The organism is Luteibacter aegosomaticola, from assembly GCF_023078475.1.
Classification (GTDB): domain Bacteria; phylum Pseudomonadota; class Gammaproteobacteria; order Xanthomonadales; family Rhodanobacteraceae; genus Luteibacter; species Luteibacter aegosomaticola.
Genome location: NZ_CP095741.1, coordinates 1,798,307 through 1,820,828, shown reverse-complemented (window position 1 = coordinate 1,820,828; position 22,522 = coordinate 1,798,307). Strand labels below are relative to the sequence as shown.

At 65.4% G+C, this 22,522-nt stretch carries 20 protein-coding genes; 13 read left to right on the top strand and 7 right to left on the bottom strand.

Features of this window, described 5'->3' with window-relative positions; translation table 11 throughout:
- Positions 1–35: 35 nt before the first annotated feature.
- Entirely contained in the window at positions 36–572 is a 537-nt protein-coding gene (locus tag L2Y96_RS08035; protein ID WP_247335253.1) for a DUF6630 family protein, read from the top strand.
- 16 nt (positions 573–588) lie between these two features.
- Here L2Y96_RS08035 and L2Y96_RS08030 read toward each other — a convergent pair whose 3' ends face one another.
- Entirely contained in the window at positions 589–1,542 is a 954-nt protein-coding gene (locus tag L2Y96_RS08030) for an NADP-dependent oxidoreductase (protein WP_247335251.1), read from the bottom strand.
- A gap of 72 nt (positions 1,543–1,614) precedes the next feature.
- Positions 1,615–2,535: a LysR family transcriptional regulator gene (locus L2Y96_RS08025; protein WP_247335238.1), complete on the bottom strand. Its 921-nt coding sequence runs from the start codon at positions 2,533–2,535 to the stop codon at positions 1,615–1,617.
- Between L2Y96_RS08025 and L2Y96_RS08020 the strand changes: the two genes are divergently transcribed.
- The 7 genes from L2Y96_RS08020 to mfd all read left to right on the top strand — a co-directional run bounded on the left by L2Y96_RS08020 (position 2,522) and on the right by mfd (position 13,341).
- On the top strand, positions 2,522–3,289 hold the full coding sequence (locus L2Y96_RS08020; protein WP_247335235.1) for an NAD(P)-dependent oxidoreductase: 768 nt from the start codon (positions 2,522–2,524) through the stop codon (positions 3,287–3,289). The genes L2Y96_RS08025 and L2Y96_RS08020 overlap by 14 nt on opposite strands.
- Before the next feature lie 1,013 nt (positions 3,290–4,302).
- Positions 4,303–5,205 carry a 23S rRNA (adenine(2030)-N(6))-methyltransferase RlmJ gene (locus L2Y96_RS08015; RefSeq protein ID WP_247335229.1) on the top strand — a complete coding sequence of 301 codons (903 nt, stop codon included), beginning with the start codon at positions 4,303–4,305 and terminating at the stop codon, positions 5,203–5,205.
- 28 nt (positions 5,206–5,233) lie between these two features.
- The gene (locus L2Y96_RS08010) at positions 5,234–5,740 is read left to right on the top strand and encodes a Slp family lipoprotein (protein WP_247335227.1); all 507 of its coding nucleotides are present in this window, start codon (positions 5,234–5,236) and stop codon (positions 5,738–5,740) included.
- A gap of 75 nt (positions 5,741–5,815) precedes the next feature.
- A complete protein-coding gene (locus tag L2Y96_RS08005; protein ID WP_247335225.1) occupies positions 5,816–8,287 on the top strand; it encodes a serine/threonine-protein kinase in 2,472 nt (823 codons plus the stop codon).
- Positions 8,284–8,853: an ECF-type sigma factor gene (locus L2Y96_RS08000; protein WP_247335224.1), complete on the top strand. Its 570-nt coding sequence runs from the start codon at positions 8,284–8,286 to the stop codon at positions 8,851–8,853. The genes L2Y96_RS08005 and L2Y96_RS08000 overlap by 4 nt, the downstream gene beginning before the upstream one ends.
- 35 nt (positions 8,854–8,888) lie before the next feature.
- A complete protein-coding gene (locus tag L2Y96_RS07995; protein ID WP_247335222.1) occupies positions 8,889–9,797 on the top strand; it encodes a cation diffusion facilitator family transporter in 909 nt (302 codons plus the stop codon).
- A 94-nt stretch (positions 9,798–9,891) separates the two neighbouring features.
- Entirely contained in the window at positions 9,892–13,341 is a 3,450-nt protein-coding gene (gene mfd, locus L2Y96_RS07990; protein ID WP_247335206.1) for a transcription-repair coupling factor, read from the top strand.
- 48 nt (positions 13,342–13,389) lie between these two features.
- On the opposite strand, the gene egtD is transcribed toward mfd, so the two are convergent.
- Positions 13,390–14,373: an L-histidine N(alpha)-methyltransferase gene (gene egtD, locus L2Y96_RS07985; RefSeq protein ID WP_247335203.1), complete on the bottom strand. Its 984-nt coding sequence runs from the start codon at positions 14,371–14,373 to the stop codon at positions 13,390–13,392.
- Positions 14,370–15,638 (bottom strand): ergothioneine biosynthesis protein EgtB, encoded by a 1,269-nt coding sequence (egtB, locus tag L2Y96_RS07980; RefSeq protein ID WP_247335186.1) that lies wholly within the window; start codon positions 15,636–15,638, stop codon positions 14,370–14,372. Before egtB ends, egtD begins: the two co-directional genes overlap by 4 nt.
- A gap of 187 nt (positions 15,639–15,825) precedes the next feature.
- Between egtB and L2Y96_RS07975 the strand changes: the two genes are divergently transcribed.
- On the top strand, positions 15,826–16,257 hold the full coding sequence (locus L2Y96_RS07975) for a DUF6491 family protein (RefSeq protein WP_247335183.1): 432 nt from the start codon (positions 15,826–15,828) through the stop codon (positions 16,255–16,257).
- Positions 16,258–16,392: 135 nt separating this feature from the next.
- On the opposite strand, the gene L2Y96_RS07970 is transcribed toward L2Y96_RS07975, so the two are convergent.
- The 3 genes from L2Y96_RS07970 to L2Y96_RS07960 form a co-directional block, all read right to left on the bottom strand.
- Positions 16,393–16,797 (bottom strand): hypothetical protein, encoded by a 405-nt coding sequence (locus L2Y96_RS07970; RefSeq protein WP_247335181.1) that lies wholly within the window; start codon positions 16,795–16,797, stop codon positions 16,393–16,395.
- A 76-nt stretch (positions 16,798–16,873) separates the two neighbouring features.
- Complete coding sequence (rlmKL, locus tag L2Y96_RS07965; RefSeq protein WP_247335178.1) at positions 16,874–19,018, bottom strand: bifunctional 23S rRNA (guanine(2069)-N(7))-methyltransferase RlmK/23S rRNA (guanine(2445)-N(2))-methyltransferase RlmL; 2,145 nt, start codon at positions 19,016–19,018, stop codon at positions 16,874–16,876.
- Positions 19,015–19,533 carry an alpha/beta hydrolase gene (locus tag L2Y96_RS07960; protein WP_247335176.1) on the bottom strand — a complete coding sequence of 173 codons (519 nt, stop codon included), beginning with the start codon at positions 19,531–19,533 and terminating at the stop codon, positions 19,015–19,017. The genes rlmKL and L2Y96_RS07960 overlap by 4 nt, the downstream gene beginning before the upstream one ends.
- Before the next feature lie 45 nt (positions 19,534–19,578).
- On the opposite strand from L2Y96_RS07960, the gene L2Y96_RS07955 reads away from it, so the two are divergent.
- From L2Y96_RS07955 to L2Y96_RS07940, 4 genes are all read left to right on the top strand, one after another.
- The gene (locus L2Y96_RS07955; RefSeq protein ID WP_247335174.1) at positions 19,579–20,136 is read left to right on the top strand and encodes an N-acetylmuramoyl-L-alanine amidase; all 558 of its coding nucleotides are present in this window, start codon (positions 19,579–19,581) and stop codon (positions 20,134–20,136) included.
- A gap of 47 nt (positions 20,137–20,183) precedes the next feature.
- Complete coding sequence (gene tesB, locus L2Y96_RS07950; RefSeq protein ID WP_247335171.1) at positions 20,184–21,050, top strand: acyl-CoA thioesterase II; 867 nt, start codon at positions 20,184–20,186, stop codon at positions 21,048–21,050.
- A gap of 6 nt (positions 21,051–21,056) precedes the next feature.
- Complete coding sequence (locus L2Y96_RS07945) at positions 21,057–21,947, top strand: LysR family transcriptional regulator (protein WP_247335169.1); 891 nt, start codon at positions 21,057–21,059, stop codon at positions 21,945–21,947.
- A gap of 64 nt (positions 21,948–22,011) precedes the next feature.
- On the top strand, positions 22,012–22,494 hold the full coding sequence (locus L2Y96_RS07940; RefSeq protein WP_247335167.1) for a type II toxin-antitoxin system PemK/MazF family toxin: 483 nt from the start codon (positions 22,012–22,014) through the stop codon (positions 22,492–22,494).
- Positions 22,495–22,522: the final 28 nt, after the last annotated feature.

Below are 22,522 nucleotides of genomic sequence, written 5' to 3'. Positions count from 1 at the left end.
CGACTCCCCTGCTTCGCCCCTCCACAGGCCCCTCCATGAGCGACTACGAAGACGATTTCGACTACGAGCGTGAGCACGACGACGAGGACGGTGAAGAAAACACCGAATCGAACGTCTGGCAGCTCCTGCTCCTGATCAACCCGAATGACGAGGACGCGGCGCTGCAGCAGTTCACGGCGTACCGCGAGACCGTGGAAGAAGAAGGCGACGAGGACCCTATCGGCATCGTGGCCCGGGTGACGGACTGGCGCGCCAGTTTCGAGGTGGACGCGGACGATACCCGCGTACTGGTCGAAGCCATCAACGAACTCGTCTCACGCTGGAGCGGCGTGGAAATCGATTGGGGTGGCGATCCGGACGACGACGAATTCCATGAGGACGTCGACGGCCCGGAAATCTTCTCGCGCGCCTTCGATTCACTGAATGAACGCGGCTACACGCTCTGGTCACGCGAGGCCGAAAAAGACGATGTGTACGCGGGCTGGATCACGTCGTCGCGTGATGATGAAAACATGCGCATCGTCGCGACCGCACTTGGCGTCAATCTCCGCCTTGGCAACCAGGTGATGTGAAGCAACGGGAAGGCCGTCATATCGTAAGGACGGTCTTTCCCCTCTTCTTGCGGCCAGGCGCTTCAGCGAATGCTTTCGCGGCATCAGCCAGCGCATAGACGAGATCGACCTGCGCCTTGATGCGCCCATCGGCGACCCATTGCGCGATTTCGCCAAGTTGCGCCGCATCGGGTCGCACGATGAACCAGTAAGCCTCGATGCCGAGTGACGCGGCGCGCTCCGGCGAAGGTGCGTCTTCCGCTTCACCGGAAATTGTCACAAGGCGTGCGGCCGGCTTTACAAAGCGCCAGCTGCGTTCCAGCAGATCGCGGCCCACGGTGTCGAAGACGACATCGACGTGGCCTGCGAAATCTTCGAAGCGCTGGGTTTCGGTATCGATCGCCACGTCGGCGCCAAGCGCAAGGCACAGGGCTACTGCCTCGCCACCACGCGCCGTAGCCACGACGCGCGCACCCGCCGCTTTGGCGATCTGGATAGCGAACGTACCCACCGCACCCGCGCCTCCATGGACAAGCACCGTTTCTCCCGTGGCCAGCCTGGCGTGGTCGAAGAACGCCTGCCAGGCGGTGAGCGCGCCGATGGGCAAGGTGCTCGCATCAACGGACGTCACGCGATCCGGAAGCTTCGCCACCTCGCCGGGCAACACGCTGGCTTGCTCTGCCGCCGCACCGTTTCGCCAGAAGTCGATGAGCCCGACAACGCGATCGCCCACGCTGAAACCATGCGTGGCGCTGCCCACCTGGGCGACGGTCCCGGCAAACTCGTGGCCGATCACCACCGGTAGCGGCCGCCGGCTTCCGTCGGCCAGCGGCGTCGCTCCATTCGTGACCCATGTCGGCTCAGCGAACGTGAGGCCAACCGCCTCCACGTCGATCAACAAGCGATCATCAGCGGGCGCGGGCGCATCGATCTCGCCCACGCGAATGCTGAGATCGCCTGCGTTGGCATCGGCAATCCATGCGGCCTTCATGGCCGGCGCCCATGGGCAAGGCAAACGTGCATGACGCGTCTCCGGCAGGGTCAGGCGCCGAGCGTTCCATCTTCAGGCGCCGCTGGCTTGCAGCCCCACGCCTTCGGCTTGCATGCGCTCCTTCAACAAATCGATGAAGGCCCGCACCTTCACGGTCGGCTGCCCGGCATACACCGCATAAACGCCACCCGCGGGCAGCGTGTAGGCGGGAAGTAGCGGCATGAGGCGGCCCGCCGCGAGATCGTCACGGGCCACGTAATCCGGAAGCACCGCGATGCCCACCCCGGCCATCACCAGCGCGTGGACAGCGAGCGTGCTGTTGGCGCTAGCCGCGGCCTCGACCTGCACGGCCTGCTTCGCCCCTGCCCCGTCGCTGAAGGTCCAGCGCGTGGGGGAAGGAAGCACCGTCAGCGCGACCCACCGGTGTGCCGCGAGGTCTTCCGGTGCCGTCGGCGTGCCATGCGCGGCCAGATAAGCCGGCGTGGCCACCAGGCACTGGGCCACGTCAGCCAGCTTCGCCGAGCGCAACGACGAATCGCGCAGCCAACCGATGCGCACAGCCACGTCGAAGCGCTCCGCAATGAGGTCGACGATGGTGTCGCTCACGACCAGCTCGGGCCGTACCTGCGGGTAGCGGCGCACGTAGTCAGCGAGCGCCGGGGCCACGATAAACGGACCATGGTCCCCGGCGGCGGCGATGCGGAGGCTGCCCATGGGCGTGTCCCGGCATTCACCGAGGCGCGTAATGGCGGCTTCGGCATCGGCGACCACCTGGGCGCAATCCTGATAGAACCGCTCACCAGCGTCGGTCAGCGACATCTTGCGCGTGCTGCGGAGCATGAGGGTCATGCCGAGCTCGTCCTCGAGCTTGGCGAGGTGCTGGCTGACCATGGCCTTGGTGGTACCCAACTGCTCGGCGGCCGCGGTAAAGGAGCCGGCCTGGACAAGGGTGACGAAGACCGCGAGGCGGTTGAGGTTGATGTCGGTGGCCATGCGGATGCCCGGCGATCGTAAAGCCGCACTTTACGATGAATTACCGATAAGGGCATTTTTGCGCAACGATGATAGGCGCATGCTACCGGTTATCCCTTCCGCTCCGTATTCAAGGATCTCCATGAACATCGTTCTCTTCGGCGCCACCGGCAACATTGGCAAGGTCATCCTCCAGGAGGCGCTGGACCGCGGCCATCATGTGACGGCGATCGTGCGCGACCCGTCGAAACTGTCGGTGACGAGCCCGCTGTTGAAGGTTGCCCAGGGTGATCTTCTGAATCCGTCAACCTATGCCGCGGCGCTGACCGGCGCGGAGGCGGCGATCGCGAGCGTGAACGATCCGAACCCGGATAACGTGCCGAAGCAGGCTGAAACGTTGCTGGCGGCGTTGTCGAAGGCGGGCGTGAAGCGTTTTGCGTGGGTGGGCGGCGCGGGTTCGCTTGAAGTGGCGCCGGGCGTGCGAGTGATCGACGATCCGAACTTTCCGGCGGCCTGGAAGCCGTCGGCGATGGGCATGGTGAAGGCGCTGGAGGTTTTCCGGGCGAGCAAGGCGGATATCGACTGGACGTTTATCAGCCCGGCAGCGCACATCGAGCCGGGTGAGCGTACGGGCAAGTACCGCGTGGGCGGTGATCAGCTTCTGGTGGATGCTGAGGGAAATAGCCGCATTTCGCAGGCGGACTACGCGATCGGCCTGCTCGACCGCCTCGAAAAGGGCGACGCCGCGCGGAAGCGGATTACGTTGGCTTATTGAGGCCTTCGCGATAGGGCTCGCCTTCGGCTTCGCGTTGCTCGGCCTTTGGCCATAGCGTTGGCGCTCGGACGTCTCCGGAAAGAGCCCTTGGCGCCCACCCTCGCTGCTCAGACAAGTCTCCAACGTTCGAAAGGGATGCCCCTCCGGGGCCATGTACTTATTGCCCTACGGGCGCGAACCGGCGTGCGGACGGGGGTTTGAAACTCGCCTTCCTGGCTCGGTTTCAAACGACCGGCCCTCCATGGCCGGCCCCGCCTGCGGCGGCTGTTCCCGTCCGCCCGCCTCGTCTCCGACAACTCGCCTCGAGGGTGGGCGCCAAGGCCTCTCGGACACACTGAGGCTGATCGATGGGAAAGCCACCGCCACCAACACGGCCGACCTCGCGACGCCCCGCACCTGCCAAACGGCCGTAGGAGCCCACCCTGTGGGCGACATCTTTCGCCTCAACGCCCAGGCCCTGTCGTACGGCACGATCGATCAAGGGCCAGACGCCGCAAGATCCGCAGTCTGCCGCGAACGGCGTCGCCCACAGGGTGGGCTCCTACGGGGGTGGGCGTTGGCTTGTTGGTAGGTCGCACCTCGGGCGACAAGGCCTGCCGCCACGACCATGGTGCTGGCTCTCCCATCACACGCCCTCAGTGACTCGGAGAGTCCTCGGCGCCCACCCTCGAGGCGAGTTTCGCAGGCGAGGGCGCCGGGCGGGAACAGCCGCCGAAGGCGGGAGCGGCCATGGATGGCCGCTCGTTTGAAACCGAGCCAGGATGGCGAGTTTCAAACCCCCGCCCGGCGACCGGTTCGCGGCCGTAGGCCAAATAAGTACATGGCCCCGGAGGGGCATCCCTTTCGAACGACGAGGACCTGTCTGAGCAGCGAGGGTGGGCGCCGAGGGCTCTTTCCAGAGACGTCCGAGCGCTAACGCGATGGCGTAAGCCGAGCCAGCCCAACGCGATGCCGAAGGCGAGCCGCGCCGTGCCGGAGACGGGATACCCCCGCCAGCCGGGTATAATCGGGGAATGAATTATCGTCACGCCTACCACGCCGGCAACTTCGCCGATGTCATGAAGCACATGGTGCTCGTCGCCCTGCTCGACACCATGAAGCAGAAAAACACCCCCTTCTGCTACATCGACACCCACGCCGGCAGCGGCCGCTACGATCTCAAAGGCGTCCAAGCCCGTAAAACCGGCGAAGCCGACGAAGGCGTCGCCCAGCTCAAAGCCGCCACCGGCCTCCCGCCCCTCCTCTGGAAGTGGCTCGAAGTCGTCCGCGCCTGCAACGATGGTGACGAGATCCGCTACTACCCCGGCTCGCCCTGGATCGCCGCGCACCTCATGCGCGAAAGCGACAGCGCCCAGTTGTGCGAACTACACACCGAGGAAGCCGACCGCCTGCGCCAGCTCTTCCACCACGACGCCCGCGTCCACGTGCACAACCGCGATGGCTACGAAGCCATGAAAGCGCTGGTGCCGCCGAAGGAAAAGCGCGGCTTCGTGTTGATCGACCCGCCGTTCGAACAGCAGGAAGGCGAATTCCGCACCATCGAAAAGGCCCTGAAGGCTGCCATGGAAAAATGGCCCACCGGCATCTTCGCCGTGTGGTACCCGATCAAGGTGCGCAGCCAGGTCCAGCCGTTCCACCGCTGGCTGGCAACGAAGAGCGGGGCCAAGCGCGTACTGGCCGCGGAGTTCCTCCTGCATAAGGACGACTCCCCGCTTCGCCTCAACGGCACCGGGATGGTCATCGTGAACGCCCCGTGGAAGCTCGATGAAACGATCCGCGATAGCCTCAAGGCGCTGCCTAAGCTGCTTGGCCAGCCTGGCGAATCCGAATACCGGCTGACCTGGCTGGTGGAAGAAGGCAAGGATCCCGCGCCCCTACACGTCGCGCATCCACCGCGTTCAGTACCAAGGCGCTAAAGTCAGGCTACACGTCAGGAGTCGACCCATGCGCCCGTCCACCGTCCGTCTCGCCGTCCCTGCCGCCGTTCTCTCGCTTGCCCTCGCCGGCTGCGCGCCTGCGCCGATCTACAAGCCGACGCCGAACACCGCTGCCGTGCCGCCTTCCCAGGTGGCGCGCGAGCCGGAGCGTTATGGCAGCTCCGATGTGATCTGGGGCGGCCGCATCGTGCAGGTCAAGAATTACGCCGACCACAGCGAGATTGAAGTGCTCGCCTACCCGCTGGATAGCTCACAGCGGCCCAAGGCCAACGACACCGGCAACGGCCGCTTCATCGCCGCCATGCCAGGGTATGTGGAGAGCCTGGACTTTCCGGCGGGTGGACTGGTCACCTTCGCCGGGCGCTTGAATGGCACGCGCACGGGCAATGTTGGCCAGGCCAGCTACACCTTCCCGCTGGTGTCGGTGAACCAGTCGCACGTCTGGACCGCCAAGGAAATGCAGGGCGGCCACCCGAACATCAGCTTCGGCGTGGGTGTCGGCGTTATCCGTTAAACCGCAGGCACGCACGCCGCGCCGCTTTATACTCTGCCCAGCCGCACGGGGTCGCGGCGTCGGGGGATCAGGGCGTTGACGGAACACCGTGGCCAGCTTTACCTGCGCGCAAAAGCCATCGCACTTACCGCACTCGACTTGCCGCCCGATGACCGGGCGGCACGGGTCGCCGCGTTGTGCGAAGGCGACGAAGCCCTGGCGGCCGAGGTCGCATGGATGCTGGGTGCGGCCGACGTCACGGAGCCCGGCTGGTCACTGCTGCCTGCCGACATCGCGCTGCCCACCGATGGGGCCCGTTTTCACGGCGAGTTGCCCAGCGAATACCGCATCGAACGCTTGCTTGGCGAAGGCGGCATGGGCGTGGTTTACCTCGCGGCCCGCACGACCGACGCGGGCACACCAGGTGAATGGCGACAAGCGGTCGCCCTGAAGCTGCTTCGCTTTATTGGCACGGAGGCGAGCGAGGCCCACCGTCGCTTCGCCGCCGAACGGCGCGTGCTCGCGACACTGAATCACCCGCATATCGCCCACCTGCTCGATGCGGGGCGCACAGCCGACGGGCGGCCCTTTATCGCGATGGAATACGTGGACGGCGACCGCATCGACCACTGGTGCGAAGCACGGCAGGCGTCCCTGCGCGAGCGGATCACACTATTCCTGAAGGTGTGTGACGCCGTGCAGTATGCCCATGGCAAGCTCGTCCTCCACCGCGATATCAAGCCCGCCAACCTCCTCGTGACGGCAGAGGGTGAGCCCAAGCTTCTCGATTTCGGTATCTCGCGCCTGCTCGACGCCACGGGCAGCGCGGTCGATGCCCCCACGGTCACCATGCATCGCGCGCTCACGTTCGCCTACGCCAGCCCTGAGCAAGTCCGCGCGCAACCGCTCGATGTGCGCACCGATGTGTGGTCGCTCGGCGTCGTGCTTTACCAGCTCGTGTGCGGCAAGCGGCCGTTCGGCATCGCCGATGACACGTCGGCGCTTGCGGTCTCGCAAGCCATTGTCGATGGCCCGCTCATCGCCCCGGCGCGCCTCGCACCCGCGGCGGTGCCCGCCGATATGGACGCAATCGTCATGAAGGCGCTGCGTCGCGATCCGGCTGCCCGCTATGCCAGTGTGACCGCGCTGGCCGACGATTTGCGCCGCTTCCTCGACGCTCGCCCGGTCCTCGCCCGGCAGGGGCGCCGCTGGTATCGCGCGCGCCTGTTCATGCGCCGCCATCGCGCGGCACTCGGCGTAGCTGCCGGCGTGGCACTGCTGCTCGTCGCCTTCGTCGTAACGCTGTTCGTGCAATTGCAGCGCGTGCAACGCGAACGCGACAAGACACAAGCGGTCGCCAGTTTCATGGCCGATCTCTTTGAACACGCCGATCCGGGCCACGCGCAGGGCGAAAACCTGCGCGTACGCGACATGCTCGATCGCGGCGCGGCGCAGGTGCGTGCCGATCCACGCTTGTCCCCCGAAACGCGTGCCGCGCTGCTTCTATCCATCGGTACGAGCTACAACGCGCTCGACCAGGGCGCGCGAGCGATTCCGCTCCTGAAGCAAGCGATTGCATTGCAGGAGGCCGATGGGGCGACGCGCACCGAACGCGGCCGGACCTGGATGGCGCTCGGGCGAGCCTATGGCATCCAGACAGACGCCGTGCATGCCGTCGAGGCCGACCATCGCGCCCTTGCCCTCCTTGATGGCGCGCAGGCCCTGGCTCGCGGCGACATGTACACGCTACGCACCCATCTGTACCTGCAGCAGCTGATCTCGGGCGCCGTGCCGCCCGATCGGCTGGCGGCGCAGCTGGAGTCCCTCGTCACCGAACTCGACCAACAGAGCCCCGCCCTACCCGTCGAACAGGAACAGGCACTCACGACCTGGGCTCTCGCCCTCGGCAATGCGGGAAAAGATGGCGACGCCATCCGTGTGGGCCAACGCGCCTCGGCGCTATCTGCCACGACCTTCGGCAAGGACGACCCCGAACGCATGCACGCCGACTACATCCTGGCCGCTGTCACGGCCCCCACCGATCCTGCCGCCGCCTCGCGGATCTACGAGCGGCTGATCGCGGAGCGCGAGCGCATGCTTGGGCCGTCGGGTGCAGGCATGTCGTCACTGCAAGGCACGCTGGGCAGCACGCTGGCCCGCCAGGGCGAGCACGCCCACGCGGCCCGCGTGCTGGAGCAGGCGTACCGGTCGGCGCTCGCCGAGCCGGAACCCCGCGTGGATTTCCAGCACAACGTCCTGGTTGAGCTTGCCCGGGAATACGTCGCGCTCGGCCGCGCCAACGATGCGATGACCTTGCTCGAGCCGCACTGGGAATCACTCGCCACGCAGGCTCACCAGGGCGCGCCCTGGCCGCTGGCCAATTTCGCCCAGGCACTGGATATCGCGGGTGGCATCGCCTTGCAACGCGGCAACCTGGCAGACGCCCGCGCCTACTACGCGCGGATGCCCGCGCTGCCGGACCCGTCGCGTGCGCCCGATGCCGCGGCCGCCATGAATGAGCTGCGGGCACGCCTGCTTGCTGCCGGAGGCACGACGGCCACGCCATGAACGATACGACGACCGATAACGACGTCACCGCTTGGTTACACCGGGCACGCGCGGGCGATGCGCAGGCGCTCGACCTGGCCCTGCGCGAGATGTACGCCGCCCTGCACGGGCTGGCCCAGGGCAAGCTTCGCCAGAACCGCAGCGAACGCACGTTGAGCGCCACCGCGTTGGTGAACGAGGCTTACCTGAAGGTGTTCGGCAACAACGCCGGCCCCGTATGGGACGACCGCGGCCACATGCTCGGCGTGGCGGCGCGAGCCATGCGCGAGGTGCTGATCGATGCGGCGCGCCGGCGCAAGGCCGCCAAGCGGCCGCAGGAGGCTGATCGCCTCCAGCTGACAGAAATCGCAGCGTCCGTCGGCAATGACACCGACCCCGCTGCGCTATCCGATTGCCTGGACGAACTGGAGCGCCTGGACCCACGCCAGGCACAGATCGTCACGCTTCGCTTCTTCGTGGGCCTGAGCGCAGAGGACATCGGCGCGACGCTTGGGATATCCCCGTCCACGGTACAACGCGAATGGCGGGTCGCCCGCGCATGGCTCCAACGCGAACTCAACCGTTGAAGTAAGATCCTGCGATCACAGGGATAAGGATCCATATGTCGGGCCACGCTGATTCAAAGCGCGCGATCTTCCTCGCGCTGGGTGCCAACTTCGCCATTTTCGTCGCCAAGCTGGTGGCGGCATTGTTCACGGGCTCGGGCGCGATGCTGGCCGAGGCCGTGCACTCGCTGGCCGATTGCGGTAACCAGGGGCTGCTCCTGCTCGGCATGCGCCAGGCCAAACGGCCGCCCTCGCCCGACTATCCCCTGGGCTGGGGCCGCGCCCTGTATTTCTGGTCGTTCCTTGTCGCCATCCTGCTCTTCAGCGTGGGCGGCATGTTCTCGGTGTACGAGGGCGTGCACAAGCTTACCCACGCCGAGCCACTGAGCTGGCCGTGGCTGGCCGTGGGCGTGCTGGTGTTCTCGATCGTTACCGAGGGCATTTCCATGCATGGTTGCATGCAGGAAGTGAACAAGGCCCGTGGCGACCAGCCGCTCTGGCAGTGGTTCCGTGAAACCCGCGCCAGCGAGCTGCTGGTGATCTTCGGTGAAGACCTCGCCGCGCTGATCGGCCTGTGCCTGGCGCTGGCCGCGATCCTCCTGACCATGCTCACCGGCAACCTGATTTTCGACGCCGTCGGCACGATTTGCATCGGCGTGCTGCTGATCGTGGTGGCCGTGGCGGTGGCCCGCGAGGTCAAGGCACTGCTGATCGGCCAGGGTGTGGAGCCGCGGCGCCGTGCCGAAATGGTCGCCTTCCTCGAAGCCCGCCCGGAGATCGACCAGGTCTACAACGTACTGACCCTGCAGATGGGCAGCGACGTGATGGTGGCCACCAAGGCGAAGATGGCGCCCACCCCCACCGCCCGGGCCATGATCGAGGCCATCAACGTGGTCGAGGCGGATTTCAAGGCGCGCTTCAAGGATGTGCGCTGGAGCTTCTTCGAGCCGGATTACACGGACTGACGGGATCGCGCGCATGCGCGCGATCAGCCTACGGAGCGCTAACGCGGCCCCTGTACAATAGCGGGCTAACCCGACCGAAGATCGCCGCCCAACGATGCCCGTAACGCTCCCGCGCCCGCCCCTGCCCGCCAACGCCAAGACCCGCCGTTACTGGGCCGTGCCACACGGCTCGGCCTGGGCCATGGAGGTGGCCGAGGCGGCCCGGGCGCACGAGGGCTTGCTGGTGGTCGTGGTGCGCGATACGCGCAGCGCCGATACCCTTGAGAGCGAGCTGGGCGTCTTCGCCGGTGAGCTGCCGGTGCTGCATTTCCCGGATTGGGAAACCCTGCCCTACGACGTCTTCAGCCCCCACCCCGAGGTAGTCTCCCAGCGCATCGCCACGCTGTACCGCCTGCCCTCGGTCAAGCGCGGCGTGCTGGTTGTGCCGGTGGCGACGCTCATGCAGCGGATCGCCCCGCGCACGCATATCACCGGTTCCGGCCTGGTGCTGCGCAAGGGCCAGAAACTCGACATCAGCGCCGAGCAGCGCCGCCTCGAAGCCGCGGGCTACCGCAACGTGCCGCAGGTGGCCGAGCCGGGCGACTTCGCCGTACGCGGCGCGCTGATCGATATCTACGCCATGGGTGCCAGCGAGCCCTACCGCATCGAACTGTTCGATGACGAGATCGAATCGATCCGCACGTTCGATACGGAAACCCAGCGCTCGCAGCACCAGGTCGAAGGCGTCGACCTGCTTCCCGCGCGCGAATTCCCGGTGACCGACGAGGCCGCGAAAGCCTTCCGCGTCGCGCTGCGCGACCGCTTCCCGATCGACGTGCGCCGCTGCCCGCTCTACCAGGACATGAAGGAAGGCGTGACGCCCGGCGGCATCGAGTACTACCTGCCGCTGTTCTTCGCGAAGACCGAAACCCTCTTCGAATACATCGCCGACCATGCCTTGTTCGTACTGGGCGAAGGCGTACTCGAATCCGCTGCCGCTTTCTGGCAGCAGGTCGGCGACCGCTACGACCAGCGCGCCCACGACATCGAACGCCCGGTGCTGCCACCGGCGGAGATCTACCTGCCGCCGGAGCTTCTCCGCGAGCACCTCAACAAGCAGGTGCGCATCGATGTGGTCGAGAAAGGCCACGAACACGCGGCCGACCTGGGCACGCAACCCGCGCCCGACCTACCGCTCAACCGCAAGGGTGAGGAACCCGGCACCGCGCTGCGCCACTTCCTGGCCCACTATCCGGGCCGCACGTTGATCGCCGCCGATTCGGCCGGCCGGCGCGAGGCGCTGATCGAACAGCTCGCTGGCGCGGGCATGAAGCCGGCGACCATCGATGGCTGGAAAGCCTTCCTCGCGTCGGACGATAAATTCACGATCACCGTGGCATCGCTGGAACAGGGCTTCGCGCTCACCGAGCCGGCGCTTACGGTGCTTACCGAGCGCGAGCTCTTCGGCGAACGCGTACGCACCGACCGGCGCAAGCGCGCTGGCGCCGCGCGCGATCCCGAAAGCATCATCAAGGACCTCACCGAGCTGCAGATCGGCTCGCCTATCGTCCACATCGACCACGGCGTGGGCCGCTACCAGGGCCTGCTTACGCTCGACGTCGGCGATATGCCGGGTGAGTTCCTCACCATCGAGTACGCCAAGGGCGACAAGCTTTACGTGCCCGTGGCCCAGCTGGGCCTGGTCAGCCGCTATACCGGCACGGCGCCCGAACTGGCACCGCTGCATTCACTCGGCGGCGACGCCTGGGAACGCGCGCGCAAGAAGGCGGCGGAGAAGGTCCGCGACGTCGCTGCCGAACTGCTCGCGATTTACGCGCAGCGCGAAGCCAAGCAAGGCGAAGCACTTTCCGTCGACCGGCAGATGATCGAGGAATTCGCCGCCACCTTCCCGTTCGAAGAAACCCTGGATCAGCAGCGCGCGATCGACGCCGTGATCGTGGACCTCGCCGCCCCGCGCGCGATGGATCGCGTCGTCTGCGGCGACGTGGGTTTCGGCAAGACCGAAGTCGCCCTTCGCGCCGCCTTCGCCGCAGCTACCGCGGGCAAGCAGGTCGCCGTGCTGGTGCCGACCACCCTGCTCGCCCAGCAGCACTACCGGAACTTCGCCGACCGCTTTGCCGATTGGCCGGTGCGCGTTGAGGTGCTTTCCCGCTTCAAATCGAAGAAAGAAGTGGATAACGCACTGGAGCGCCTGGCCGATGGCCAGGTCGATGTCATGGTCGGCACGCACAAGCTGCTGCAGCCCGATATCCGCTTCAAGAACCTGGGCCTTGTCATCGTCGACGAGGAGCAGCGCTTTGGTGTGCGCCAGAAAGAGCAGCTGAAGAAGCTGCGCGCCGAGGTAGACCTGCTCACGCTCACCGCGACGCCGATCCCCCGCACGCTGAACATGGCCATGAGCGGCCTGCGTGATCTCTCGATCATCGCCACGCCGCCCGCGCACCGCACCGCCGTACGCACGCTGATCTCGACCTGGCAGCCCGCACTGATCCGCGAAGCGATCCAGCGCGAGCTGGCCCGTGGCGGCCAGGTGTATTTCCTGCACAACGAGGTGGAATCGATCGAGCGCCAGGCACGCGAGCTTGGCGAGCTGATTCCCGAAGCGCGCATCCGTGTGGCGCACGGCCAGATGCCGGAACGCGAGCTCGAACAGGTCATGGCGGATTTCCATCGCCAGCGCTTCAACGTCCTGGTCTCCACCACCATCATCGAGTCGGGCATCGATATCCCGACAGCAAATACGATCGTCGTGAACCGCGCGGATCGCTTCGGCCTGGCCCAGTTGCACCAGCTACGTGGCCGCGTAGGCCGCTCGCACCATCGCGCTTATGCGTACCTGATCGTGCCCGATCGCAAAGCGATGACGGCAGACGCCGAGAAGCGCCTCGAGGCGCTGGCCTCGCTGGAAGAGCTCGGCGCCGGTTTCACCCTCGCAACGCACGATCTCGAGATTCGCGGCGCAGGCGAAATGCTGGGCGAAGAGCAATCAGGCCAGATCCAGGAAATCGGTTTCGGCCTGTATACCGAGTTGCTGGACCGCGCCGTGCGTGCGCTGCGCTCGGGCAAGATCCCCGACTTCGATCTCACTTCGGAGCACGAGACCGAGGTGGAGCTGCACGTGCCGGCACTGATCCCCGACGATTACCTGCCTGACGTGCACACGCGCCTGACGCTCTACAAGCGCATCGCCAGCGCACGCAACGACGACGGCCTGCGCGAGCTGCAGGTGGAGATGATCGATCGTTTCGGCCTGCTCCCCGACCAGGCAAAGAACCTGTTCGCCGTGGCTCAGCTGAAGCTGATGGCCACGCCACTGGGTGTCCGCAAGGTGGATTTCGGCCCCAACGGTGGCCGCATCACGTTCCGCGAAAAGCCGGATATCGATCCGGTCGCACTGATCCGCCTGATCCAGCAGCAGCCGCGCATCTTCAAGATGGATGGCCAGGACAAGCTGCGCGTGATCATGGAGCTGCCGGGCAGCGCCGAACGCATCCGCACGGCGCAGGAAACGCTGGTCTCGCTAGGCGCCCGCCGGCCGGGCTAAGCGCCGCTCTTGTAGGAGCGCGCAAGCGCGCTCCTACAGGTTCGGTGGTTATGCAGCTAGCGCTGAACGCACCAGGTACTGCACGCTGAAGCGCTTATCGGCGTCCATCCACACCTTCTGCACCGACAGGCCGGCCTTGTTCGCCAGTTGCGCGAAATCATCCAGCGAATACTTGCAGCTGTATTCCACCTGCATGGCTTCGTCTTCGCGGAACGCGAACACATCGTGGCCTACATGCACATCCTGGCGCTTCGTGCTCACCAGGGTGGTTTCGATGCGGCCGGCCAGTGCGTTGTAGCGGGCGCGGTGACGGAACGCATCCACATCGAAGTCGGTGCCGATCTCACGATTCAGGCGCACGAGCATGTTGAGGGTGAAATCACGAGTGACACCGGCCGCATCGTTGTAGGCGGCCTCGATGTCGGCGGGATCCTTCTTCAGGTCCACACCGATGATGACGCCACCGCCATCGCTCATTTCTGCGCGCATCTGGCGCAGGATCTTGACCGCTTCCTTCGCTTCGAAGTTACCGATCGTGGAACCGGGGAAGTAGATAGCCGTACGGCGCGGAGACCGCGCCGCGACAGGCAGACGCAGGGGCTGGGTGAAATCCGCGCACACCGGCTGCATGGGCACGTGGGGGAAGCGGGTAGCCAGCTCGGCGACGCTTTCCATCAAGGCCGTGCGGGAAATTTCCACGGGCACGTAGGCCACCGGGCTCTCGAGGTGCTCCAGTAGCATGCGGGTCTTGATGCCACTCCCGCTGCCGTATTCGACAAGGCGCACGTCGGGGCCGAGCGTCTCGGCGATATCGGCCGCATGGTCGCGCATGATCGCGATCTCGGTGCGGGTCAGGTAGTACTCGGGTTGTTCGCAGATGGCTTCGAACAGTGCAGAGCCGCGCTCATCGTAGAAAAGACGGGAAGGCAGTTTCTTGGGTTTGGCGGCCAGGCCGCGACGGACAGTGTGGAGGGTGTCTTCGACATCCGGGTGGCGATCATCCAGGCGGATGTCTTTCGGTTGAGCGCTCATCGATCGTTTCCAAGTCGTAGCCCCGAAAACTGCCAGCGGGCGTGGGGCGGAAAAAAATTGCGATAGCTCGCACGCACATGGTCAGCGGGTGTAGCGCACGAACCTCCGCGGAGGATCCACTGCCCATTCATGAACTTTCCGTTGTATTCACCCAGCGCGCCATCGAGCGGACGAAACCCCGGATAACTGACATAAGGGCTCATTGTCCATTCCCAACAGTCGCCGTACATCTGCCCGAGCTCCGTCTCGAACGAGGTGGCACGGGGTTGGAACACCCCGCTGTCCTGAAGGTTCCCGCGCACGGGGAGCGGCGCGGCCATCGTTTCCCATTCGGCTTCCGTCGGCAGGCGTGCACCGGCCCACCGTGCGAACGCATCGGCTTCGAAATAGCTGATGTGGCACACCGGTGCATGCGGATCGATGGCGTGACGACCCTGCAGCGTGAACTCGGTGTCGCAAGCCTCGTCCCAATACAACGGGCGTTGCCATTGTTCGGTTTGCACGGTGGCCCAGCCATCGGAAAGCCATAGCGTCGGCGTGCGGTATCCGCCGTCCTCGATGAATGCACGGTACTCCGCGTTCGTGACAGGACGGTTAGCGATCGATCCCGCCTGCCGATAAGTGCGATGCCGCGGTTCTTCATTGTCGAAATGAAAACCATCGCCGGCGTAGCCGATATCAACAACGCCCTCGTCGAACTGCACGTAACGTAGTGCGGGCGCGGCGACGGAAAGCGCGCGCGGCGCGTCCGGCGCATACGCAGGTTCCAGCGGATTTTGGGCGAACGCGTGCTTGATATCGGTAAGCAGGAGCTCTTGGTGCTGCTGCTCATGCTGCACGCCGAGTTCGACGAGCATGGGCAACGCATCGTCATCGCCCCGCGCGATACGTTCAGCGAGCGCATCGTCGATGCGCGAACGATAGGCGTACACCTCGGCTAACGACGGACGCGCGAGCATGCCGCGGCGCGGCCGCGCATGCATCGGCCCAACGGACTGGTAGTAACTGTTGAACAGGAAGAACCACTCAGGGTTCGGCGAGACATACGTGTCATCGCGCCCCAGGATGAACTGCTCGAAGAACCACGTCGTATGCGCCAGGTGCCACTTGGTTGGGCTGGCATCGGGCATCGACTGGATGACGGTGTCCTCGGGCTGCAAGCGCGCCGCCAGCTCAAGCGTGCGGCGACGGATGCGGAGGAAACGTTCGGCGAGCGCCACGCTGGGGGACGTGGGGGGAACGATGCCGAGCGGACGTGCGGTCATGCGCTGGATTCCATGCTCGGCTGACGATCCGTCAGCCGTGACGCACGACCATGCCCTAGGAAACGTTCAATGGGTGTGAGTGGTTGCGTGGAGGGCCTTAACGGAAGGTGGACCAAGGCCCCATCTCCTCTCGTTTTTTCCTGTGAACCGGCTTAACGTGGTATTCCCTGCCACCGAGGGTTTCGCCATGAACGCCCGTTACCTGACCGCCACCTGCCTGCTCCTCGTCTCAGTAGCGGCCCATGCCGCCGGGGCCCCACCCCAGGCGCGCCAAGAGCTCCCGGTGAACGATTGCATGCGCACCGACCGGATCTCGAATTACACCGTGGTCGACGACCGCACGCTGACCGTGGCCAACGGCCCCAATTTCTACAAAATCACCACCACCGTGGCTTGCCCGCGAATGGACATCGGCGGAGGCGTTCGCTTCAAGTCGTCGGAGAATATCAAGGCCGTCCAGCCCATGGCGATCTGCGGCAGCATCAACGAACAGATCATCCGCCGCGACGATCCGCCGTGCGCCATCCAGTCGGTTGAGAAGATCGACAAGGCTACGTACCAGCAGCTCAACAAGAAGCACCGGACCTCGGGCCCGGGCACTAGCGGCGGTGTGCACTAGCGGCTCTTGTAGGAGCGCGCTTGCGCGCGATTGGGGCTTGCCGCAGGTACATCGCGAGCAAGCTCGCTCCTACAGGAGCGGTGCAAAAAAAAGCCCGGCATACGCCGGGCTTTTCTCGTTCAGGCTAAACGGCGATCAATAGCCGTCGTCGCGCACGTAACGGGTGGTGCTATAGCCATCATCGTACGTGGTCGTGGTGGTCGTGACACGGCGCACCGGCGGGGCGTCTTCGTAGACCACCGTGGCCGGACGGCTGTAGTACGCCGGGCCATTGTCGTACACGACCGTACGCGGCTGCGTGGCATTGTAAACCAGGGCGCCTACCGTACCGGCGACAATGGCGCCGGCGATCCAGCGGCCACTGTGGTCGTAGTAGCCACCGCGGTGATAACCACCGTAGTAACCACCACCGTGATAGTAGCCGCCGCCATGGTATCCGTAACCGCCACGGCCCCAGCCACCTGCGAACGAGGCTGGTGCAAACGCCATAAGGCCCACGGCAGCAAGGGCAACAGCGGACTTAACGAACTTGGCTTTCATGACAGTCACCTCCTCAGGTGAGCGCAGATTCGCGCCCGGCCACTGAATCCATACTGAAGTTTTCTGCACCGCCCGTTCACGTTTTCCACGGGTTCACGAACGGCTTCCTGAGCAGCCAGCAGCCATGGATATCGTGGCGGCGGGCGAAGTCGAACGGGATGCTCGGTGCGCTCCAGTCTTCAATGGAAAGATGGGGTTCGAGAGCCGCCTTATCAAGCTGGAAACGGCGGAAATTGTTCGAGAAAACAATCACCCCTTCCGGCAGCAGGCGCTCGGCGCACAGCAGCAGCAATTTCACATGGTCGCGCTGCACGTCGAAGTCATCGGCCTTCTTCGAGTTGGAGAAGGTCGGCGGATCGACGTAGATCAGCCCGTACTGCATCGAGCGGGTCTCGAGGAACTTCAGGGCGTCTTCCTGCACCAGGCGGTGGCGGTTGCCCGTGAAGCCGTTCAGGGCCAGGTTTTTCGAGGCCCAGTCGAGGTAGGTGCCCGACAGATCGACCGTGGTGGTGTCGCGCGCATTGCCATCGGCGGCATACACGCTGGCCGTGCCGGTATAGGCAAACAGATTGAGGAAATGCTTGCCGGCGGCAAGTTCCCGGATCTTCGCGCGGACCAGGCGATGGTCGAGGAACAGGCCGGTATCCAGGTAATCGGTCGGGTTAATCAGGAACTTCAGCCCACCCTCGTTCACCTCGACGAACTGGCCCTGCTGGTCGAACTGGCCGTACTTGGAGCCACCCTTGCCCTTCTCACGGGTTTTCACCGCGATACGGTCGCGCGAAATGTCCAGCACCTCGGCCGCTACGCGCACGACTTCGCGCAGGCGGGTGCGGGCCACGTCCACGGGGATGTCCTGTGGTGCCTTGTATTCCTGGATGTGCAGCCAGTCTTCGTAGACGTCGATGGCGGCCGCGTATTCCGGCAGGTCCTGGTCGTAGGCGCGCCAGCAGGTGATGCCCTCGCGGCTCAGGCGCTTACGCAGGTGGCGCACGTTCTTCTCAAGGCGGTTCTTGAGCATTTGCGCGCCGTCGGAGAGCGGCTTGAGTTCGCGCGCCGGGGCGTCGCCCACCGCGCGCAGGCTGAAGGTGAGCAGCGGCGTTTCCAGCGCACCGTTGTAAAGCGCATAGCGCTTGTCCGGCGACAGGCGCAGGGCACGGCCCAGCTCCTCATCGCCGGCCAGCACGGCGGCGCGCCAGCCCGGGAAGCGCTCCTTCAGCGCCTGGCCCAGCTGACGGTACAGGTGCGGCAGCTCGGCGCGGTCGCCAAGGCGCTCACCGTACGGCGGGTTGGTGATAACGAGGCCTAGCGGCGTCTCCGGCGGAGGCGTCACGTGGATCGCGTCGCGGCGGTCCAGCGTGATGAAACCCGCCACGCCGGCGGTCTGAGCGTTGCGCTTGGCGGTCTGCACCATGTGCGCATCGGTATCGCTACCGAAGAACACCGGGCGCAGGTTGCGCATGCCTTCATCGGTGGTGGCCTTGGCCTCCTCCCACAACTGCTTCCACATCGCGTAATCGTGCTTCAGCCAACCGAGGAAGCCGAAGTAGCCACGACGCAGGCCCGGGGCCGCGCCGGCGGCCATCAGGGCGCCTTCGATCAGCAGGGTGCCCGAGCCGCACATCGGATCGACCAGGGCACCACCTTCCGCGTACAGGCGCGGCCACTGCGCGCGGACCAGCATGGCGGCGGCAAGATTTTCCTTCAGCGGCGCTTCGCCCTGGCGCTCGCGCCAGCCGCGGCGATGCAACGGCGAGCCGGAAAGGTCGATGGAAAGCGTGGCGCGGTCGCGGCGCACGCGTACGTTCACCTGTACGTCGGGCTCGTCGGTTTCCACATCCGGGCGCGCGCCGCTGGCCGTGCGGAACTGGTCGACGATGCCGTCCTTGGTCTTTAGCGCGATGAACTGGCTGTGGGTGAGCTTGCTCTGCGCGGTGTTGGCGTCCACGGCCAGGGTGCCGTGCGGGGCCAGGTGCTCAGCCCAGTTGATCGACTGCACGCCCTGGTAGAGGTCTTCCGGCGTCGCGGCATCGAACTCGGCCAGCGGCAACAACACGCGGCTGGCCATGCGCGACCAGAGGCAGGCGCGGTAAGCCGTCTCCATGCCGCCGCTGAAGGCCACGCCCGCGAGGGCTTCCTTCACATCGGTGGCGCCGAGGGCGACCAGTTCGTCCTTCAGCAGGTACTCGAGGCCCTTCGGGCAAGTGGCGAAAAAGTTCATGCCAGGCTGTCCAGGAAGCGGCGGAATTCGGCGTCGATGTCGCCAAGGGTGTCGGAAAGGCGGTGGTCGTCCTGGACCAGGAGCAACGGGGCGCCCTGGCCCCGGGCGAACGCGATAGCGCCCTCCACCGGGCAGACGTCATCGGCATAACCGTGGACCAGGAACGAAGGCACGCCCGGTTCGGCGGCGAAAGCGCGCGGGTAACCGGGGATTTCGGCTGGCAGGGCCAGCAGGAAAAGGCCGGCGACCGGGGCGTCCAGCGAGGCCAGGCCAGAGACGAAGGCGCCCATGCTCGAGCCCACCAGGACCGGCGGCACGGGCGAGGCGGCGATGGCCTCGGCCAGTCGCGCCAGCCGCGGATCGACGGAGCCGGCATGGCCCTTCAGGTCGTCCTCCCGGTAATCCGGGCGGTGGGTGGTCCAGCCGAGAGCCTCGGCCGTGGCCGCCAGGGCGCTCACCTTGGTGGCGTCGGGACCGGAATCGGACCCGTGGGAAAGAATGATGTGGCCGCGCATGGCGGTCTCCGTACGCGGATCGACTGGCTATGTTATCAAAGCGGCATGATCGACATCCTGTACGCCCCCCTGCCCTATGAATCCCGGCTACCCGAGCGAGCCGCCGACACCGTCGACCTCGTGGTCATCCACTGCACCGAACTGCCCGACCTGGCGATGGCCCGCGAGTATGGCGAACGGGTGCTCTACGAAGACCGCGGTACGGGCGCCTCCGGCCATTACTACATCGACCGCGATGGCACGATCCTCTGCTATGTGGACCCGATGCGCGTGGCCAACCACACCCGTGGCTACAACCCCCGCTCCATCGGCATTGAGCTGGTAAACCTGGGCCGCTACCCGGACTGGTTCCACACGGCGAAGCAGGAAATGACCGAACCCTACCCGCCGGCGCAGATCACCGCCCTACGGGCCCTGCTTGACGACCTTGTGGCCCGCTTTCCGTCCCTCCGCCATATCGCTGGCCACGAAGACCTCGATACGGCGATGGTCCCGTCCAGCGACGACCCGGAGAACGAAGTGCCGCGCAAGCGCGACCCGGGCCCGCAATTTCCCTGGGCGCGGGCGTACGACGACGGCCGGCTCGGCCGGATCAAGGCCTGATTCCCTATAATCCGTCGCTATCGCGCACCGTTTCCAAAGGGTCACCCATGCAGGACAACCACGTCGCCGAGCTTGTCGAACTGCTCGAACTCGAACGCCTCGAAGACAACCTGTTCCGCGGCCAGAGCCGCGATATCGGCACACGCTTCGTCTTCGGCGGCCAGGTGCTGGGCCAGGCGCTCTCCGCCGCGGCACGCACCGTGCCTGCCGATCGCGTGGCTCACTCGCTGCACGCTTATTTCCTGCGCGCCGGCGATATCGATGCACCGATCGTCTACAGCGTGGAGCGCACCCGCGATGGCGGATCGTTCTCGGCACGCCGCGTGGTCGCGATCCAGCATGGCCAGCCCATCCTCAACGGTTCCATCTCGTTCCAGGTGCCCGAAGAGGGTTACGAGCACCAGATGTCGATGCCCGAAGTGCCTGCCCCGGAAGACGTGGAGCCGATGCCGGCCATGTCGGCCGAGCAGCTCTCCCGCCTGCCGGAGAAAACCCAGCGCTGGCTCGGCAAGGATGGCCCGTTCGAATTCCGCCACGTGTGGCCGCGCGACGAACTGCGCCCGGCCAAGCGTCCGCCGTACCAGCACATCTGGTTCCGCCTGACCGCACCGATCGCCGACACGCTCTCGCTGCACCAGGCCCTGCTGGCTTATGCATCGGATTTCCACCTGATCGGCACCGCCACCCTGCCGCACGGCATCTCGTACCTCACCCGCAACATGCAGATGGCCAGTCTGGATCACGCCCTGTGGTTCCACCGCCCCTTCCGCATCGACGAGTGGCTGCTGTATTCCTTCGACAGCCCCACCTCGCAGGGTGGCCGCGGCCTGGCCCGCGGCATGATCTACACGCGGGATGGCAAGCTCATCGCCAGCACCGCGCAGGAAGGCCTCATCCGCGTACGCCCCGACTGATATCCCATGCAGATTGAGCTGCGGCACCTGCGCTATTTCATCGCCGTAGCCGATGAGCTGCACTTCAGCCGCGCGGCCGAGCGGCTGGGTATTTCCCAGCCGCCGTTGAGCCAGCAGATCCGTGATCTCGAAGCGCAGCTTGGCGTACGCCTGCTGCGCCGTACGAATCGCCGCGTTGAACTCACCGACGCGGGCCGCGTTTACCTCGATGCAGCGCGCGACATCATCGCGCGCGTCGACGAAGCCGGCGACATGGCCCGGCGGGCTGAACGCGGTGAGATTGGCGAGTTGCATGTGGGCTTCACCCAGAGCACGCCGCTGATCGCGCGCTTCCCGCGCGCGGTGCGTGCGTTTCGCGAAGCTTATCCGGCCGTGCGCCTGGTGTTGAAAGAACACAACACACTGCAGCAGATCGAACGCTTGCTTGAAGGGACGCAGCAGGTGGGCCTGATTCGCGGCACGGATCTTCCGCCGCCGCTCGTCGCGCGCAAGCTGGTCGATGATCCACTGGTGGCCGTGCTTCGCGCCGATCATCACTTGGCCAAGGGCCGTCGTCCGCGTGTTCGCGTGGAGCAGCTCGCCGACGAACCGTTCGTGATCTTCAGCCGGAACGCTGGCACAGGCGTCGCCGCGCAGGTGCAGCAGATGTGCCGAAACGCAGGGTTCGCGCCGCGTATCGCGCAGGAAGCCGGTGAATCCGCCACGATGGTGGGCCTCGTCGCTGCCGGCCTCGGCGTAGCCGTGCTTCCCGAATCCATGCGCCTCCTCCATGTCGAAGGCGTCGCATACGTCCCCATCGATTCACCCGATGCCGCCAGCGCGCTACACCTCGTACACCGCCGCACAGACACGTCACCGCTAGTTAAAGCGTTCATGCAACTGATGCTCAGCGCGTGATGCGTGCTGACGCGCCGCATCGCTATACTCAGCGCCCATCTGTACTGAAGCAAGGACGCTTCGCATGCCCATTAGCAACAAGCCCAAGCCGGGCGAGATCCTGATCTGCGCGTTTCCGACCGATCAGCGCGACTTGATTGACGGCGAGATGGCGAAAGATCGCCTGGTGATCGTCATGAACAAGCCGCTTCCTGGCCGCGGGAAGCTCGTCAATGTCGTGCCTATCAGCATGACGGCACCTGCTCCGATCATGCCGTGGCACGTACAGGTACCCATTGATTGCCTGCCAGCGGCTTCAAGGCATCGCAAAGGCGATCGCTGGGCAAAGTGCGACATGATCTCAACAGTCGGCTGGGGGCGACTCAATCGATATGAAGCACCGATGAGGAGTGGCAGGCGAGTGTTTCAGGAAGGACGCGCTGACATGTCGACGTACGTCGCTGTTAAGCGCGCTCTTGCGACTGTTCTCAACATCACCACGGACGTCTTACATCAAGAGTCTGTCGTGCAGAAAGCGGACACGTCTTTGGAAGTCCCCCCATATTAAGAGGCGGAGCCATCTTCGAACGATCCAT